The 16,731-nt window shown below is 53.5% G+C and carries 19 protein-coding genes; 6 read left to right on the top strand and 13 right to left on the bottom strand.

What is annotated here, in order from left to right; translation table 11 throughout:
- The first annotated feature begins 62 nt into the window (after positions 1–62).
- Both sseA and timP read left to right on the top strand, forming a co-directional pair.
- Positions 63–914 (top strand): 3-mercaptopyruvate sulfurtransferase, encoded by an 852-nt coding sequence (sseA, locus tag OGV71_RS00935; protein WP_071697608.1) that lies wholly within the window; start codon positions 63–65, stop codon positions 912–914.
- A gap of 339 nt (positions 915–1,253) precedes the next feature.
- Positions 1,254–1,382: a small toxic inner membrane protein TimP gene (gene timP, locus OGV71_RS00930; RefSeq protein ID WP_353622287.1), complete on the top strand. Its 129-nt coding sequence runs from the start codon at positions 1,254–1,256 to the stop codon at positions 1,380–1,382.
- Positions 1,383–1,418: 36 nt separating this feature from the next.
- Here the strand turns inward: timP and sseB are convergent, their stop codons facing one another.
- From sseB to trmJ, 11 genes are all read right to left on the bottom strand, one after another.
- Positions 1,419–2,195: an enhanced serine sensitivity protein SseB gene (gene sseB, locus OGV71_RS00925; protein WP_032937889.1), complete on the bottom strand. Its 777-nt coding sequence runs from the start codon at positions 2,193–2,195 to the stop codon at positions 1,419–1,421.
- Between the two features lie 70 nt (positions 2,196–2,265).
- Positions 2,266–3,549 carry an aminopeptidase PepB gene (pepB, locus tag OGV71_RS00920; protein ID WP_005120412.1) on the bottom strand — a complete coding sequence of 428 codons (1,284 nt, stop codon included), beginning with the start codon at positions 3,547–3,549 and terminating at the stop codon, positions 2,266–2,268.
- A gap of 61 nt (positions 3,550–3,610) precedes the next feature.
- Entirely contained in the window at positions 3,611–3,811 is a 201-nt protein-coding gene (gene iscX / locus OGV71_RS00915; protein WP_003037694.1) for a Fe-S cluster assembly protein IscX, read from the bottom strand.
- An 11-nt stretch (positions 3,812–3,822) separates the two neighbouring features.
- A complete protein-coding gene (gene fdx / locus OGV71_RS00910; RefSeq protein ID WP_003037690.1) occupies positions 3,823–4,158 on the bottom strand; it encodes an ISC system 2Fe-2S type ferredoxin in 336 nt (111 codons plus the stop codon).
- A 1-nt stretch (position 4,159) separates the two neighbouring features.
- Positions 4,160–6,010 carry a Fe-S protein assembly chaperone HscA gene (hscA, locus tag OGV71_RS00905; RefSeq protein ID WP_003838439.1) on the bottom strand — a complete coding sequence of 617 codons (1,851 nt, stop codon included), beginning with the start codon at positions 6,008–6,010 and terminating at the stop codon, positions 4,160–4,162.
- Between the two features lie 15 nt (positions 6,011–6,025).
- Positions 6,026–6,541, bottom strand: coding sequence for a co-chaperone HscB (gene hscB / locus OGV71_RS00900; protein WP_003037683.1), 516 nt, complete (start codon positions 6,539–6,541; stop codon positions 6,026–6,028).
- Positions 6,542–6,649: 108 nt separating this feature from the next.
- Positions 6,650–6,973, bottom strand: coding sequence for an iron-sulfur cluster assembly protein IscA (iscA, locus tag OGV71_RS00895; RefSeq protein ID WP_003037681.1), 324 nt, complete (start codon positions 6,971–6,973; stop codon positions 6,650–6,652).
- Positions 6,974–6,993: 20 nt separating this feature from the next.
- Complete coding sequence (gene iscU, locus OGV71_RS00890; protein ID WP_002913991.1) at positions 6,994–7,380, bottom strand: Fe-S cluster assembly scaffold IscU; 387 nt, start codon at positions 7,378–7,380, stop codon at positions 6,994–6,996.
- A gap of 25 nt (positions 7,381–7,405) precedes the next feature.
- Complete coding sequence (iscS, locus tag OGV71_RS00885; protein WP_003037677.1) at positions 7,406–8,620, bottom strand: cysteine desulfurase; 1,215 nt, start codon at positions 8,618–8,620, stop codon at positions 7,406–7,408.
- Between the two features lie 112 nt (positions 8,621–8,732).
- On the bottom strand, positions 8,733–9,224 hold the full coding sequence (gene iscR, locus OGV71_RS00880) for a Fe-S cluster assembly transcriptional regulator IscR (protein ID WP_003037674.1): 492 nt from the start codon (positions 9,222–9,224) through the stop codon (positions 8,733–8,735).
- A 173-nt stretch (positions 9,225–9,397) separates the two neighbouring features.
- Positions 9,398–10,129, bottom strand: a complete 732-nt coding sequence (gene trmJ / locus OGV71_RS00875) for a tRNA (cytosine(32)/uridine(32)-2'-O)-methyltransferase TrmJ (RefSeq protein ID WP_048218399.1) — start codon at positions 10,127–10,129, stop codon at positions 9,398–9,400.
- Positions 10,130–10,247: 118 nt separating this feature from the next.
- Here trmJ and suhB point away from each other — a divergent pair, with 118 nt between their 5' ends.
- Complete coding sequence (gene suhB, locus OGV71_RS00870; protein WP_003037670.1) at positions 10,248–11,051, top strand: inositol-1-monophosphatase; 804 nt, start codon at positions 10,248–10,250, stop codon at positions 11,049–11,051.
- A gap of 72 nt (positions 11,052–11,123) precedes the next feature.
- Here the strand turns inward: suhB and OGV71_RS00865 are convergent, their stop codons facing one another.
- Together OGV71_RS00865 and OGV71_RS00860 are read right to left on the bottom strand one after the other, a co-directional pair.
- On the bottom strand, positions 11,124–12,104 hold the full coding sequence (locus OGV71_RS00865) for a nickel/cobalt transporter (protein ID WP_204583362.1): 981 nt from the start codon (positions 12,102–12,104) through the stop codon (positions 11,124–11,126).
- Complete coding sequence (locus OGV71_RS00860) at positions 12,095–12,733, bottom strand: DUF1007 family protein (protein ID WP_204584394.1); 639 nt, start codon at positions 12,731–12,733, stop codon at positions 12,095–12,097. The genes OGV71_RS00865 and OGV71_RS00860 overlap by 10 nt, the downstream gene beginning before the upstream one ends.
- 420 nt (positions 12,734–13,153) lie before the next feature.
- On the opposite strand from OGV71_RS00860, the gene OGV71_RS00855 reads away from it, so the two are divergent.
- The 3 genes from OGV71_RS00855 (at position 13,154) to OGV71_RS00845 (ending at position 16,731) form a co-directional block, all read left to right on the top strand.
- Complete coding sequence (locus tag OGV71_RS00855) at positions 13,154–14,137, top strand: autoinducer 2 ABC transporter substrate-binding protein (RefSeq protein ID WP_003037665.1); 984 nt, start codon at positions 13,154–13,156, stop codon at positions 14,135–14,137.
- Between the two features lie 103 nt (positions 14,138–14,240).
- Complete coding sequence (locus tag OGV71_RS00850) at positions 14,241–15,749, top strand: sugar ABC transporter ATP-binding protein (protein ID WP_204583361.1); 1,509 nt, start codon at positions 14,241–14,243, stop codon at positions 15,747–15,749.
- On the top strand, positions 15,742–16,731 hold the full coding sequence (locus OGV71_RS00845; RefSeq protein WP_003037661.1) for an ABC transporter permease: 990 nt from the start codon (positions 15,742–15,744) through the stop codon (positions 16,729–16,731). Before OGV71_RS00850 ends, OGV71_RS00845 begins: the two co-directional genes overlap by 8 nt.

Here is a 16,731-nt window from a genome sequence, read left to right as displayed (position 1 = left end):
ACTTGTCGCTTTACGGTAAACATCCGACAATTTGCCAAAACCTGGTAAAAATGGAGATGCCTATGACCACCGCCTTCTTTGTCGCTGCCGACTGGCTTGCCGAACACATTGACGACCCGGAAATACAAATTCTTGATGCCCGGATGGCACCTCCAGGACAGGAAGATCGCGATGTTGGCGAGGAGTATCGTGCGGGCCATATTCCTGGCGCAGTCTTTTTTGATATTGAAGCGCTTTCCGATCATACCTCACCGCTACCGCATATGATGCCGCGCCCGGAAGCTTTTGCCGTTGCGATGCGCGAACTGGGCGTTGATCAAGATAAGCATCTGGTTATCTACGATGACGGTAATCTGTTTTCCGCGCCACGCGCATGGTGGATGCTGCGGACATTTGGCGTCGAAAATGTCTCCATTCTGGCGGGCGGTCTGGCAGGCTGGAAGCGCGATGATCTAATGCTCAAGGAAGGCGATGAGGATTTACCTGAAGGTGAATTTAACGTGGCCTATACGCCTGACGCAGTAGTGCGCGTTACCGATGTACTGCTGGCCAGTCATGAAAAAACGGCGCAGATCGTCGATGCCCGTCCGGCTGCGCGTTTTAATGGCGAAGTTGATGAGCCGCGTCCAGGTCTGAAACGTGGTCATGTGCCGGGTGCGCTTAACGTACCCTGGACAGAGCTGGTTCGTGACGGCGAACTGAAAACCACCGATGAACTGGATGCTATTTTCTTCAGCCACGGCGTGAGCTTTGACCGTCCTATTATTGCCAGTTGCGGCTCCGGCGTAACGGCTGCCGTCGTGGTGCTGGCACTTGCCACGCTGGGCGTTTCTAACGTCGCATTGTATGACGGCGCATGGAGCGAGTGGGGAGCGCGTAACGATTTACCGGTAGAACCATCTGAGGCTAAATAAAATCTGATTTATTCATCTTTTTCGTCCACAAAAAAACCGCTCAAATGAGCGGTTTTTTTGTGCTGGTCCGGTTCGCGGCCTTTCCAGCAGGCTATGTCACCATAGCAATGCAAGCGTACATCAGTGGGCAAATAGTCCCTTTTAAGGGAGTGAATGTCAAGTTAATTAGCGGCGAAACTATTCACTATTTGAGGTATTATCTTTTCCGGCCCTTTTCGCCGCCTCGCAAGCGGGCACTGGTTTCAGGAAAGGATGTCCCATGGCCGTATATGCAAGCGTACATCAGTGCTTGCTATCACGGCATTATCGCCAGTGGTGCTGTCGTGATGCGGTCTTCGCATGGACCGCGCAATGAAGATACGATACTTCTGTATCGTGCTTGTTGTATCTGGTGCATTGTGTCTTCACGGTGATCGGAGTTACTCAGGTAATTCTGCACGCGTGACGTTCAGAGCCCAGAGCAAGTAAGCCAGGTAGCCGCCTTTCGGGGCGGCTTTCCTTCACTCAGATAATCCGATTCTGTTTAAAGTCGCGCAGGAAACCGCCCCAGCGACGTTCGTAGAACGGTGCGATATGCTCAGTGATAAAGTGGCTCACGCCCTTCTCACCTTTCCTCACCTGGCAGATGTCAATCGGTTCATCACCCGGTAACGTATCCGTTGCAACACTCCCCGTGGCATGAATAATCTCTTCAATATCGCCATCGGCTTCAATGCCAATCAGCAGGTTGGGTTGGGCATCCGGACTTTCTTTGATCGAGCAGAGAAACGCGCGTTTTACCGGCTTAATGGTTTTAAACAGCGTAGTCAGCGAGTCAATCATCTGCGCCGGAGGTTCAGCGACTTCAGAGAGGATCAGCGATTCACCGCCTTCCAGTACTTCCTGGGTGCTGAGCGGATTCCCCTCTTCCCCCATCAGCAGGCTGATTTCACGCGGCATAAATTCTTTGCCGGTCGGCAGTTTCGCGTTGAGAAACAGCGTTTCGCCGAGCGTCATTTCAAACAATGTACGCACCGGCATGACGACAAATGCCTGCTCATCTTCAACCGCCTGCTGCAAAGCTTCCAGGGAGGTGAAGAACGGGATCACGGTGGTGCCGTCTTCTTTTTCCCAGTGCTGAAGATCGAGGGCGCTGTCTTCAACCACCGCCTCGCCTTCTGCGGCAGTACCCGGCACCCAGACGGTAGACTCCAGTAAAGTACGGAAAAATGCCGGACGATGCGCAGGCTCTGTCGCCGCTTGCTCAAGCAGGGTTTCTAATTCGTTTTTTGTTTCAGACATAAGAACCACAAATTGGATGAGTACGTGTAGGCCGAATGCGCAAAACGCTATCCGGCCATACAGTCATAAATTACGCGGTCAGCAGATTTGCAATCGTGCGCACACCCAGACCAGTTGCGCCCGCAGACCACTGCTCAACTGGCGCTTTGCGATAGGTTGCAGAGCAGTCGATGTGCAGCCAGCCTTGCTGATAGTTTTCCACGAAATGGGACAGGAAACCCGCCGCGGTGCTAGCACCCGCCGGATAGGCCGCACTGCCGGTATTATTCAGCTCGGCAAAGTTAGACGGCAGCTGGCTACGGTGGAACTCTGCCAACGGCAGACGCCAGAACGGCTCGTTTTCTTGCGCCGCGCTTGCCAGCAGACGGGCAGCCAGTTGATCGTCAAAGCTAAACAGCGCATGGTAATCGTTGCCCAGCGCAGTTTTCGCCGCGCCGGTCAGCGTGGCGGCATCAATGATCAATTCTGGTTTTTGCGCGCTGGCGTCGATCAGGCCATCGGCCAGTACCAGTCGTCCTTCGGCATCGGTATTCATTACTTCAACTTTTTTACCGTTGCGATAGTGAATGATATCGCCGAGTTTAAAGGCGTTGCCGCTGATCAGGTTATCCGCACAGCACAGATACAGCTTCACGCGCTTGTTCAGACCACGGGTGATGGCGAACGCCAGCGCGCCGGTCACCGTTGCCGCGCCGCCCATATCAGACTTCATCGAGTCCATAAATGCGCTTTGCTTGATGCTGTAACCGCCGGAGTCAAAAGTAATTCCCTTACCCACCAGGCAGGCATAAACCGGGGCTTCTTTATCGCCAGTTGGATTGTAATCCAGCGCCAGCAGTACCGGAGGACGTTCGGAGCCACGACCTACGGTATGCAGTCCCATGTAGTTCTGCTCGCGCAGATCTTCGCCTTTAGTGATGCGGTAAGAGACGTTATCGCAGGCAACCGAGCACAGCAGGTCTACTGCGCGTTGCGCCAGCTGTTCCGGGCCCAGCTCTTCTGCCGGAGCGTTAATGGTATCGCGCACCCAGTCAATAATTTTCAGGCGGTTATCCAGCTCTTTGCGCTGCGCCTCATCCAGAGCGGCCCACTCAACTTTGCGGGTGCCTTTTGGTCCTTTGTAGCCCTGCCAGAACGCCCAGCTACGTTCAGTATCCCAGCCTTCACCATCCAGTTGGACATGTTTAATACCCAGGCCGTCAATTTTACGGGCGGCGCGCTGGATAAGGCCGAGGTCATCTTTTCCGTTCAGGTGCAGGGTAATGCCATCATTATTAATGCTGTATGTCGCCTTTTCACCCCAGCGGGCATCAGCGGGTTGCGTGGAAAGCGTAATTTTCATGGCTTCTGTCATTTTATTTATCCTTATTTTCGCGCATACAGGAAAACGGGCCACCCGTGGGCAGCCCGTTGACTTATTCGGCTTCGTCCAGCCAGACCAGCAAAATGGCCTCAAGGATTTTTTCGTTCGATGCCTGTGGATCATCATCGAACTCTTCCAGGTCACAGATCCACTGGTGCAGATCGGTGAAACGAACGGTCTTGGGGTCGAGATCGGGGAACGCGTCGTACAGCGCCTCGCCGATTTCACGGCTATCGGTCCACTTCAGTCCCATACTACCCTCTGTTAATGCTCACGTGCATGATTGATTGTGTAACGTGGGATTTCGACCACTAAATCGTCCTCGGTGACACGTGCCTGACAGCTTAAACGGCTCTCCGGCTCCAGTCCCCAGGCTTTATCCAGCATGTCGTCTTCTTCTTCTGTGCTTTCCGGCAAAGAATCAAAACCTTCACGTACGATGCAGTGGCAGGTTGTGCAGGCACAGGATTTTTCACAGGCGTGTTCAATCTCGATACCGTTACGCAGGGCAACGTCAAGAATGGTTTCGCCGGTCTCAGCTTCCAGAACTGCGCCATCGGGACAGAGATCCTGATGAGGCAAAATAACAATCTTTGGCATATTAAACCTCGTCCACGGAATGGCCTTTCAGCGCGCTACGGACGGACTTGTCCATGCGGCGAGCGGCGAATTCCTGGGTTTGTTTGTCTACGTTTTTAATGGCTTGTTCTATCGCGTCAACATCGTCACCCTGTGCAACCTCGCTCAAATGCGCGGCGGCGGTGTCGATAGCCTGACGTTCTGCGGCGCTTAACAGCGCGGCATCAGCGTTCAACGCACCGGATAAACTTTCCAGTACGCGTGCCGCTTCGACTTTCTGTTCTGCCAGCATACGGGCTTTAACGTCCTGCTCGGCAAAACTCATCGAATCCTGAATCATGGAGGCGATTTCACTGTCGGTCAGACCGTAGGACGGTTTGACCTGAATTGAGGACTCAACGCCGGTGGATTTTTCCATGGCGGTGACGCTCAGCAGGCCATCGGCATCCACCTGGAAGGTCACGCGGATATGCGCGCCGCCAGCTGGCAATGCCGGGATGCCGCGCAGCGCAAAACGCGCCAGTGAACGGCAGTCCTGCACCAGCTCACGCTCGCCTTGCATTACGTGAATGGACATCGCGGTTTGGCCATCTTTAAAGGTGGTAAAGTCCTGCGCGCGCGCCACCGGAATCGTGGTGTTACGTGGGATCACTTTCTCCACCAGACCGCCCATGGTTTCCAGTCCCAGGGACAGCGGGATAACGTCCAGCAGCAGCATTTCGCTGTCCGGTTTATTTCCGACCAGAATATCTGCCTGGATTGCCGCACCAATAGCGACCACTTTGTCCGGGTCAATAGAAGTCAGCGGCGTACGGCCAAAAAATTCACCGACGCGTTCACGCACCAATGGCACGCGAGTTGAACCACCGACCATCACCACTTCCAGCACATCCTGCGGCTCCACGCCCGCATCTTTCAGCGCGCGACGGCAGGCCAGCAGCGTACGCTTGACCAGTGCGGAAATGAGTTCATTAAAGGTTTCACGGGTGATTTCACCCTGCCATCCCGCCACGTTAACCGTTACAGAATCAGCGTCGCTAAGCGCGATTTTCGCGGCAATCGCGGCATCCAGCAGTTCACGCTGTACGCGGTTATCACTACGATCGGCCACGCCAGCCTGCTCGCGAATATAATCGGCCAGCAGATGGTCAAAATCGTCGCCGCCGAGCGCGGAATCACCGCCGGTCGCCAGCACTTCAAACACGCCGCGGCTCAGGCGCAGAATAGAAATATCAAAAGTACCGCCGCCAAGATCGTAGACCGCGATCACGCCTTCCTGACCGGAGTCCAGGCCATAGGCTATCGCTGCTGCGGTCGGTTCGTTCAGCAGACGTAATACGTGCAGGCCCGCCAGACGCGCGGCGTCTTTGGTCCCCTGACGCTGTGCATCGTCAAAGTAAGCCGGAACGGTGATTACCACGCCGTCCAGTTCGCCGGACAGTGATTCGGTTGCCCGCGCGGCCAGCGCTTTCAGAATATCCGCGGAGACACGCACCGGATTAAGCAATCCGGCAGCGGTTTCAATCATCGGCAAGCCGTTTTCGCTTGCCTGGAACGTATATGGCAGATGCGGGTAACGCGCCTGGATATCCGCCAGAGAGCGGCCCATCATGCGTTTTACCGAACTGACGGTGTTTGCCGTATCCAGCGCAGCATTGGCGCGGGCATCGTAACCGACAGAATAACCCTGCTGCTGATAGTGAACCACTGACGGCAACAGGTGGCGACCTTCATGGTCTGCCAACGTTTCGGCCTGGCCGCTGCGTACGGTCGCAACCAGGGAGTTGGTGGTGCCTAAATCGATACCTACCGCCAGACGACGCTGGTGCGGCGCGGCGCTCAGACCAGGCTCACTAATTTGTAATAAGGCCATTTTCGCTTCCGGAAATTAAAAATCGAGCAGTTTTTCTTCGAGTTGTTCTGCACTGCTTCGCAGTTTATCGAGAAAACGCAGCTTACGCACGGTATCTGCCGCTGCGTCCCACGTCTCGCTATCCAGCTGTTCCACCATCAGTTGATGACGAACGTTATACATTTCGCTGACGCGTTGCATAAACGCATCTAAACGTTGACTGTCTTTTGCCTGTTCAATTTCGTCCAGCTCTTCCCGCAGCTCCAGTTGTTCCATCAGAAACGCGGTATCGCGCACCGTGTGCTGCTCGCTACGGATGTCAAAGCCGTGTAAAGACAATAAGTATTCGGCGCGCATCAAAGGATGACGCAGCGTTTGCCAGGCCTGGTTGATAGTGGCGGACTGCGAAACCGCAGCAAGTTGTTCCGCCTGGGAACTGCTGGCAAATTTATCAGGATGATACTGACGTTGTAGATCCTGAAAACGTAGGCTCAGCGCCTGAGTATCGAGCTGATAACGGGCCGGTAAGCCAAAGAGGGTGAAGTAGTCCATAACATTCTCAGGGCATCGATTCTCTGTTGTTCACGGGAGCAAAACCAGAGAGTCAGGTAAAACAAACCCCACGCGCAGGCGACCACGGTGGGGTTATCGGTAAGCGCGTTACACGTGGAAGCTTTCGCCGCATCCACATTCGTCTTTCACGTTCGGGTTAGTAAACTTAAACCCTTCGTTCAGACCTTCTTTGACGAAGTCTAACTGCGTACCGTCGAGGAATTGCAGGCTCTTACCGTCGACCACAACTTTAACGCCTTTGTCTTCAAACACGGTATCTTCAGCCGCCGGCTCGTCAACAAATTCCAGTACATAGGCCATACCTGAGCAGCCGGAGGTTCTCACGCCCAGACGCAGACCAAACCCTTTACCGCGGTTTGCCAGGAAGGTATTTACACGCGCTGCTGCACTGTCGCTTAAGGTAATCGACATAATAAAACCTCAACTCTTAATTATTTTGCTTCACGTTTGCTTTTGTAATCCGCAATCGCGGCTTTAATCGCGTCTTCAGCCAGAATAGAGCAGTGAATTTTCACCGGTGGCAGTTCAAGCTCGTCGGCGATATCGGTGTTTTTAATCGCCTGTGCTTCGTCCAGAGATTTCCCTTTTACCCATTCGGTAACCAGAGAGCTGGAAGCAATAGCGGAACCGCAGCCATAAGTCTTGAAACGCGCGTCTTCAATGATACCTTCATTGTTGACTTTAATCTGCAACTTCATCACGTCGCCACAGGCTGGTGCACCCACCATGCCGCTGCCCACGTTCTCGTCGCTGTTGTCAAAAGAACCCACGTTACGTGGATTCTCGTAATGATCGATTACTTTTTCGCTGTAAGCCATGCTGAATTCTCCTTATCGGTACCGATTAGTGATGTGACCATTCAATGCTGTTCAGATCCACGCCCTGTTTGAACATTTCCCACAGCGGAGAAAGGTCACGCAGGCGGCCGATGGAGTTGCGAACCAGATTAATGGCGTAGTCAATCTCTTCTTCGGTAGTGAAACGACCTAAAGAGAAACGAATTGAGCTATGTGCCAGCTCGTCGGTCATCCCCAACGCGCGCAGCACGTAGGATGGCTCCAGGCTTGCAGAAGTACATGCAGAACCGGAGGATACAGCCAGATCTTTCAGCGCCATAATCAGCGATTCGCCTTCAACATAGTTGAAGCTAACGTTGAGAATGTTCGGTGCGCCCTGCTCGAGATCGCCGTTAAGATACACTTCTTCCATATCTTTCACGCCGTCCCACAGACGGTTACGCAGACTGCGCAGGCGCGCCATCTCGGTTTCCATCTCTTCTTTAGCGATACGGTAAGCTTCACCCATGCCGACGATCTGGTGCACAGGCAGCGTACCGGAACGCATACCGCGCTCGTGACCGCCGCCATGCATCTGCGCTTCAATACGAATACGCGGTTTACGACGCACGTACAGCGCACCGATACCTTTCGGACCGTAGATTTTGTGGCCGGAGAAGGACATCAGATCAACTTTCAGTTGGCTCAGATCGATAGGCAGCTTGCCCACGCTCTGGGTCGCATCAACGTGATAGATGATGCCGCGCGCACGGCACATTTCGCCGATAGTCGCGATATCCTGCACCACGCCGATTTCGTTATTCACGTGCATGATGGACACGAGAATAGTGTCGTCACGCATTGCCGCTTCAAGTTCTTTCAGGTCGATAATGCCGTTACGCTGCGGGGCGAGGTAGGTGACTTCAAACCCTTCGCGCTCCAGCTGACGACAGGTGTCCAGCACGGCTTTGTGTTCGGTTTTGCTGGTGATGATGTGCTTGCCTTTTTTCTGATAAAAGTTGGCTGCACCTTTAATCGCCAGGTTATCGGATTCAGTCGCACCGGAAGTAAAGACGATTTCACGCGGGTCAGCGCCCACGAGGTCAGCAATCTGGTTACGGGCGATATCTACCGCCTCTTCAGCCTGCCAGCCGAAACGGTGTGAACGAGACGCTGGGTTACCAAAGTTTCCGTCCAGGGTCAGACACTGCATCATTTTCTCGGCAACACGCGGGTCCACCGGCGTGGTTGCGGAGTAGTCGAGATAGATCGGTAATTTCATTGCTCTATAAACTCCGTACATCGCTTCAATGCAAGGAATCAGGCAACCGGCTGGATGTACGACCGTGTTAACGGGGTGTGTAACACCCCGGCCTGATTCTAAAATACTTTTATTATGCGCGTAACTTAACGTCGATCGCGTCTTGAGCACGATTAGTGCGTGGAGCGTCATGGGTATGCTGGCGACCAGACACATCCAGAACTTCCTGATTATTTACCAGTTCGCCCAACGTAATGTTGTTGAGGAAACCGGTCAGACGATCGCTCAGATCGCGCCACAGCGCGTGGGTCAGGCATTTATCGCCGCCCTGACAACCGCCTTTGCCCTGGCAACGGGTCGCATCTACAGACTCGTCCACAGCGCTGATTACTTCACCTACTGCGATGCTGCCGGCATCTTTACCCAGCAGATACCCGCCGCCTGGTCCACGTACGCTGGAAACCAGACCGTTTTTACGCAAACGGGAAAACAGCTGCTCCAGATATGACAGGGAAATTCCCTGACGTTCAGAAATATCAGCCAACGGTACCGGGCCCGTTTCGGAGTTGAGCGCAACGTCCAACATTGCGGTCACGGCATAACGCCCTTTTGATGTCAGTCTCATGTCTTACTTAGCCTCAAACTCGCCCCTGCCCGGGGTTTTTTATTGTAAAATGGGGGTATTGCATAGCAGGGGCAAGTCTGACATTCCCGACTAAATCAGTCAACTATTTACTTGACTAATTTAGTCAGGTATTTAACCTTCAGTGCCATTTTTACTTGCCGGAGGCGTTACGTTTACTTGCCTTTATTCTGTTGCTCAATTGAAGCTAAAATTCCGCGCAAAATGTTCAGCTCCTGGCTCTCAGGACGCGCGCGCGTAAACAGACGGCGCAGCTTATTCATCACCTGTCCCGGATGCCCTTCACGGATAAACCCGGTCGACAGCAGCGTTTGTTCCAGATGACCGTAAAAACGCTCTAAATCATCGACCAGCGGGTACTCAGCTTCTTCGTATTCTGTGGTCTTCTCGCTTTCCTGCGTTGCCAGCCAGGCCATGCGCACTTCATAAGAGATGACCTGCACCGCCATCGCCAGGTTCAGCGAGCTGTATTCCGGGTTCGCGGCAATAGCGACGTGGTAATGGCACTTCTGCAGTTCTTCATTCGTCAGGCCAACACGTTCACGGCCAAACACCAGCGCCACCGGCGAATTCGTCGCTTCAGAGACGCTTTTTAAACCGCATTCACGCGGATCCAGCATCGGCCACGGTAGCGTACGGGAGCGCGCGCTGGTGCCAACTACCAGGCTGCAACCTGCCAACGCTTCATCAAGAGTATCGACGATCTGCGCGCTGCCGATCACATCGCTGGCACCTGCCGCCAAAGCGATGGCCTGAGAGTCCGGTTTAACCAGTGGATTTACCAGCCACAGATTAGTTAAACCCATGGTTTTCATTGCGCGGGCTACAGAGCCCATGTTGCCAGTGTGAGAGGTTTCCACCAGCACGATTCGAATATTTTGCAGCATTGTATTTCTTCGGCTAAAGATTATTCGGGCATATTATCATAAAACGAAGACATATTCCGAACTCGCTGCTATACTCTGCGCCGTTTTCCCGTTCTTTAACATCCAGTGAGAGAGACCGATGCATCCGATGCTGACCATCGCCGTGCGCGCAGCGCGCAAGGCGGGTAATGTAATTGCCAAACACTACGAAACCCCAGACTCTGTAGAAACCAGCCAGAAAGGCAGCAATGATTTCGTGACTAACGTCGATAAAGCCGCCGAAGCGATTATTATCGAAACTATTCGCAAATCTTACCCACAGCACACCATCATCACCGAAGAAAGCGGTGAGCACGCAGGTGAAGATCAGGATGTTCAATGGGTTATCGATCCACTGGATGGCACTACCAACTTCGTAAAACGTCTGCCGCACTTCGCGGTATCTATCGCAGTACGCATTAAAGGCCGTACTGAAGTCGCCGTTGTTTACGATCCAATGCGTAACGAACTGTTCACCGCCACTCGCGGCCAGGGCGCACAGCTGAACGGCTATCGTCTGCGTGGCAGCACCGCCCGCGATCTGGACGGCACCATCATCGCCACCGGTTTCCCGTTCAAAGCGAAGCAGCACGCCGCTTCTTACATGAAAATTCTTGGCAAAATGTTTACCGAGTGCGCTGACTTCCGCCGCACAGGTTCTGCTGCGCTGGATCTGGCTTACGTTGCCGCTGCGCGCGTTGACGGTTACTTCGAAATCGGTCTGAAACCATGGGATTTCGCAGCAGGTGAGCTGATTGCACGTGAAGCTGGCGCACTGGTTTGCGACTTCACCGGTGGTCATAACTACCTGGCAACCGGCAACATCGTTGCAGGTAACCCGCGCGTTGTTAAAGCCATGCTGGCTAACATGCGTGACGAACTGAGCGATGCGCTGAAGCGTTAATCTGCTGTGGTGCCGGATGCGACGCTTTCGCGTCTTATCCGGCCTACAAGTCATACCATTCCGCTCACTAACCTAAAATGGTCTTATCCCTCGCCCTACCGGCACCGCGCTCATCCACATCACTACCGCAGCAACAATAAGCACCGCACCACCGGCTAACGCCAGCGTCGTCCAGCCAATCTGTCGCCACAGCACCGGCGCTTTATGCCCGCTAATTTTCACCGCCAATGAGCGAAAGCTATGTACCAGCAAAGCCAGTGACGTAATCGTCAAAGAGGTTCCTGCCGCCATCGCCAACGCCGACGCCATACCCCAGCTAAAGACGCCAACCACTTTACTGAACAGCAGCACCATAATTGCGCCAGAGCAGGGACGCATGCCCATAGAGAGAATAATCATCAACCGGGCGCGCCAGTCATCGCCGCTTTGCAGTTGTTCCGGCTTGGGCAAATGCTGATGCCCGCAGCCGCAGCCCTCGTGATGCACATGGCGCGGCGTAAAGGCGGTGAATTTCGGGCGCATCAGCAGCTGGCGCAATTTCTTCAGCGCACGGACACACAATAAAACGCCCAACACGCCAACCAGCGCATAACTTCCTTTCTCCAGCCAGAAACTGCTCATATGCAGCTGTCGGGCAGGCATTTGCAGCACCGTGAGCACTACAACCACCAGTCCTATTGCCACCAGCCCCTGCAATAGGGAAGACGCCAGCGTCAGCCCAATGCTCGACTTGAGCTTCGACGGATGCGTCGCCAGCCAGGTCGTGATGACGATTTTGCCGTGCCCCGGCCCCAATGCGTGCAATACCCCATATATAAAGCTAAACAACAGCAGAGATCCGCCCGCACGTGTGGGGTTCGCGGCAACCGCTTTCAGCAACCCGCTCATCTGCTGGTTAACGTCACGCTGCCAGACGACACTGTGCATCATTACCTGAGGCCAGGCCTGCCACAACCACAGCACCCCGCCTGTCGCCAGCAACAAAAAGACCGCCAGCGGCCATAGCGTGAGCCAACGGCGTCTGGCTGCGCGTTGTTGATAAACTACTGACATTGCAGCGTCACCGTCTGTGCAAACTGTTTACCCAACTCCATATCCTCCGGCGGTGCGTCTTCTTTATCCAGCGACTGCGCAAAGCTCAACATGTGTTCATTCGGCGTTGGCGTATGCACTGAAATATGGCATTGCTGGCTTATGGTCTGCGAAAGCCAGGCGTCGCTGTCTTTGTCATAGCTCATATCGACGTAGTAGGTCGGATCGAAGGTTGAAATAGTATATTTTTGACCGCTCAGTGGTTGAGCTTCGGCCAGCGGCAGAACGAACGTCAGCACCGCCTGGTGTTCTTCACGCGCCATGCCATATTCCGTCGGTCTGTTTTTAAACTTTACCTTTTTCCCATCGTGCCACACTTCGGTGAAATAGTGCTGCCCGAGAACGTTGGCCATCACTTCCGCCGCCAGTTTTTTCCAAATTTCATCACCAGGTTTAGCATTCCCCGCGTCGTAAAGCAGATCCGCCGACGTGATTTCATCCATCGTCCAGCGCATTTTTAGCGCGACGAACCGATCATTTTCGCTCACAACTTCGGTTTTCAGATGAATAAAGCTGTGGGGATGCGCACCTGCGCCAAAAGACAGGACAGCGAGAAACAACGTCATAATGATACGTTTAACGCCTTGCATGAGTCCTCCACGATAAAAATCAACACCGCCACAAATAATGATGCCGTATTTGGCGCAAGTGTGCCGAGGATACCATTGAACGAAAAAAAGTTGAGCACCCTTTTCCGGTATCGATTCAGTTCTCAATTTCGATAATTTCTTCTTCGGGAAATTCCACCCAAACACCTTTTCGGCGTCAAATCTTAAGTTAAATGATAAGAAAATGTTAATTAAAAGTTTCATTTTAATGTTTTATTAACACTTAATTTGAATGCCTGAATCTAAAATCATGTAAATTTAACCAATTATTAACTACTTTATTTCTATAAATTAACAATAATGGGCATATATCACATTCTCCAAACTTATGATTCATTCCCTCTTCCATTCGTTGTTAACTTCACGCCGTGACATGTCCTGCCCCCTACGAAAGGTACAACTATGAAATTCAAACTCGCATTACTCAGTGCAACCCTGGTTTCTGCATGCATGTTGTCCGGCACGTCCTTTGCGGCGGAAAAATATGAAATTGCTGTGGTTGCCAAAGTCACTGGTATTCCCTGGTTTAACCGCATGGAAACCGGTGTTAACGAAGCAGCAAAAAAACTGGATGTGAACGCTTACCAGACCGGTCCGTCTACGCCGGACCCGGCACAGCAGGTCAAAGTGATTGAGGATCTGATCGCCAAAAACGTCAACGCGATCATCGTGGTACCAAACGATGCCAAGGTTCTTGAGCCAGTACTGAAAAAAGCGCGCGATAAAGGCATTGTGGTCCTGACGCACGAATCCCCGGACGAGCAAATCGGTCAGTGGGATATCGAAACCATCGATAGTGAAAAATACGCACAAGCCAACGTCGATGAGTTAGCGAAAAATATGGGCGGCAAAGGCGGGTATGCAATCTATGTTGGTTCGCTGACGGTCCCACTGCATAACGCGTGGGCTGATTATGCAATTAAGTACCAGAAAGAAAAATATCCGGAAATGTTCGAGGTCACTTCACGCCTGCCGGTCGCGGAAAGCATTGATAAATCCTACGCCACAACGCTGGATCTGATGAAAACCTATCCGCAGATGAAGGGCATTATCGGCTTCGGCTCACTGGGTCCAATTGGTGCTGGTCAGGCTGTGCAGAAAAAACGCGCCAAAGATAAAATTGCCGTTGTCGGGATCGCCATGCCAGCGCAGGCTGCGCCTTACCTGATGCGTGGAGATATCAAAAAAGCGCTGCTGTGGGATCCAAAAGATGCGGGCTATGCGCTGGTAACGGTTGCCGATCAGCTGTTGCAGGGCAAAGAAGTCAATGCAGATCTGAGTATCGACGGTTTAGGGAAAGCCGATATCGACACGGAGAAGAAAGTGATCCGCTTTAACAAGATCCTCGAAGTCACCAAAGACAACGCACAATCACTTGGTTTCTAAGGCTTTAGCCAACACCAGGGAACCTTAACGCCGACCGTCTGGTCGGCGCTATCAACCAAACTAACACTCAGCGTCCGTCAGGGCGCTCGCAGGGGTATTGTCCATGGCAGACACCACCGCATTTATCACTCTTGAGAATATCAGCAAACAATTCCCGGGCGTGCTGGCGCTGGATAACGTGAATCTGACGCTGAGAAAAGGCGAAGTTCACTGTCTGGCGGGTCAAAACGGCTGTGGTAAAAGTACCATTATTAAAGTGATCTCCGGGGTTTATCACCCGGAAAAAGGCGCGCAGATTTTACTCGACGGAAAATTGTTCCATCACCTGACGCCGCAGCTCTCCTCCCATTATGGCATTCAAGTTATTTATCAGGACCTGTCGTTGTTCCCCAACTTTAGCGTCGCAGAAAATATCGCGGTCAACCGCTATCTGCCGGGCGGTGATATCTGGGTGCGTCGTGGTGCTATGAAACAGCAGGCGCTGGCAGCCATGAAACGTATCGGAGTGAATATCGATCCCGATAAAAAAGTAGAAAAACTCTCGATTGCCGACCGACAACTGGTCGCTATTTGCCGGGCAATTGCCGCAGATGCGCGTCTGGTGATTATGGACGAGCCCACCGCCTCGCTAACCCGCCAGGAGGTCAATGGCCTGCTGAAGGTGGTTAACGAACTGAAAGCGGCCGGCATTTGCGTGGTGTTTGTCAGCCATCGTCTGGATGAAGTAATGGAAGTGGCAGACCGTATCAGCGTCATGCGCGACGGCAAACTGGTGGGTACATATCCTGCCAGCGAACTGGACAGTCACGAGCTGGCTTTCCTGATGACCGGACAACGCTTCCACTACAGCCCGCTGCCGGAGAAATCATTCGACGATCGAGACCCCCTGCTGGAGCTCCGCAACCTCAGCCGCAGAGGCAAATACCAGAACATTAATCTGTCGCTGCATGGCGGCGAGATTGTCTCGATTGTCGGCCTGTTGGGCGCCGGGCGTACCGAGCTTTGTTTGAGCCTGTTTGGCATGACGCACCCGGAAAGCGGCGAGATGCGTATTAACGGTCAGCCGGTCACGCTTCATAATAACCACGACGCCATTAAGCACGGGATCGGCTACGTCTCAGAAGATCGCCTGACGCAGGGGCTGATCATGGAGCAGTCGATTTACGACAACACCATCGTCACGGTGTTTGATCAACTGCACACCGGTAGCGGCTTGCTCGATCATCGTAAAGCGCAAAAGCTGGTCGCCGATTTAATCCGCGAACTGAATATCAAAGTGTCCGATCCGCACCTGCCGGTCAAAACGCTTTCCGGCGGCAATGCCCAGCGTATCGCCATTGCCAAATGGGTGGCGACCAATCCCCGCATCCTGATCCTCGACTCGCCTACCGTCGGCGTGGATATCGCCAACAAAGAGGGCATTTACCAGATAGCCCGCGATTTGGCGGAACAAGGTATGGCGGTGCTGATGATTTGCGATGAAATTCCGGAAGCATATTACAACAGCCACCGCGTGCTGGTGATGCGTCGCGGCAGACTGGTGGCGGAATTTAATCCTCATCACTGCCGTGAAGAGGAGATTGCTGAAGTGGTCGAGGTAATCAATGAATAAGATGCATCTGTCCCGTTTAATCGGGCAACATGAATTCTGGCTGGGCCTGCTGGTCGTGGCGCTGGCGGTTGGGCTAAGTGTCAGCACCGATGAGTTCCTCTCGCTCGGCAATCTGACAGATGTGGCCACCAGCTACGCGATTCTCGGCATTCTCGCCTGCGGGTTGTTTGTGGTGCTGATTTCCGGTGGGATCGATATCTCATTTCCGGCGATGACCGCGATTGCCCAGTATGCGATGGCCAGTTGGGTGATCGGCCACGGCGGCAACTTCGCTCTGGCGTTAACCATTGCGATTGCGGTGGGCCTGCTGCTTGGGCTCATTAATGGCTTCCTGGTCTACTGGCTGCGCGTTCCGGCAATCATCATTACCATCGCCACGCTGAACGTCTACTACGGCCTTCTGGTTTACGCCACCAAAGGCACCTGGCTGTACGGTTTCCCTGACTGGTTTATGAACGGCATTAACTGGTTCTCCTTCACCGCGGCAGATGGCTACGACTACGGCCTGACCCTGCCCCTGCTGTGCCTGGCGGCGGTGATCGTCTTTACCGCAGTGCTGATGAACTATACCCGTCTTGGCCGTCAGGTTTACGCCATGGGCGGCAACCGCGACGCGGCCTCACGCCTGGGGCTGAATCTGCTGAAACTGCATTTCTACGTCTATGGCTATATGGGCATTCTGGCAGGTGTTGCCGCCGTGGTTCAGGCGCAAATCACCCAGTCAGTTGCACCCAATTCGCTGCTCGGCTTTGAGCTGACGGTGCTGGCGGCGGTCGTGCTCGGCGGAACCAGCATGAGCGGCGGGCGCGGTACGTTGACCGGAACCCTGCTCGGCGTTGTCTTGCTCGCCTTCTTACAAAATGGTCTGACGCTACTCAGCGTCTCCTCTTACTGGCACACCGTATTCAGCGGCGCCATTATCCTGGTCAGCATCAGTGCCACGGCCTGGAACGAAAAACGCAAACTGGCAAGGGAGCTTTGA

The organism is Citrobacter sp. Cf088 (assembly GCF_030334295.1).
GTDB classification, from domain to species: Bacteria; Pseudomonadota; Gammaproteobacteria; order Enterobacterales; family Enterobacteriaceae; genus Citrobacter; species Citrobacter freundii.
Note: the sequence above shows the minus strand (reverse complement) of the source record. Positions and strands in the feature narration are given on the sequence as shown.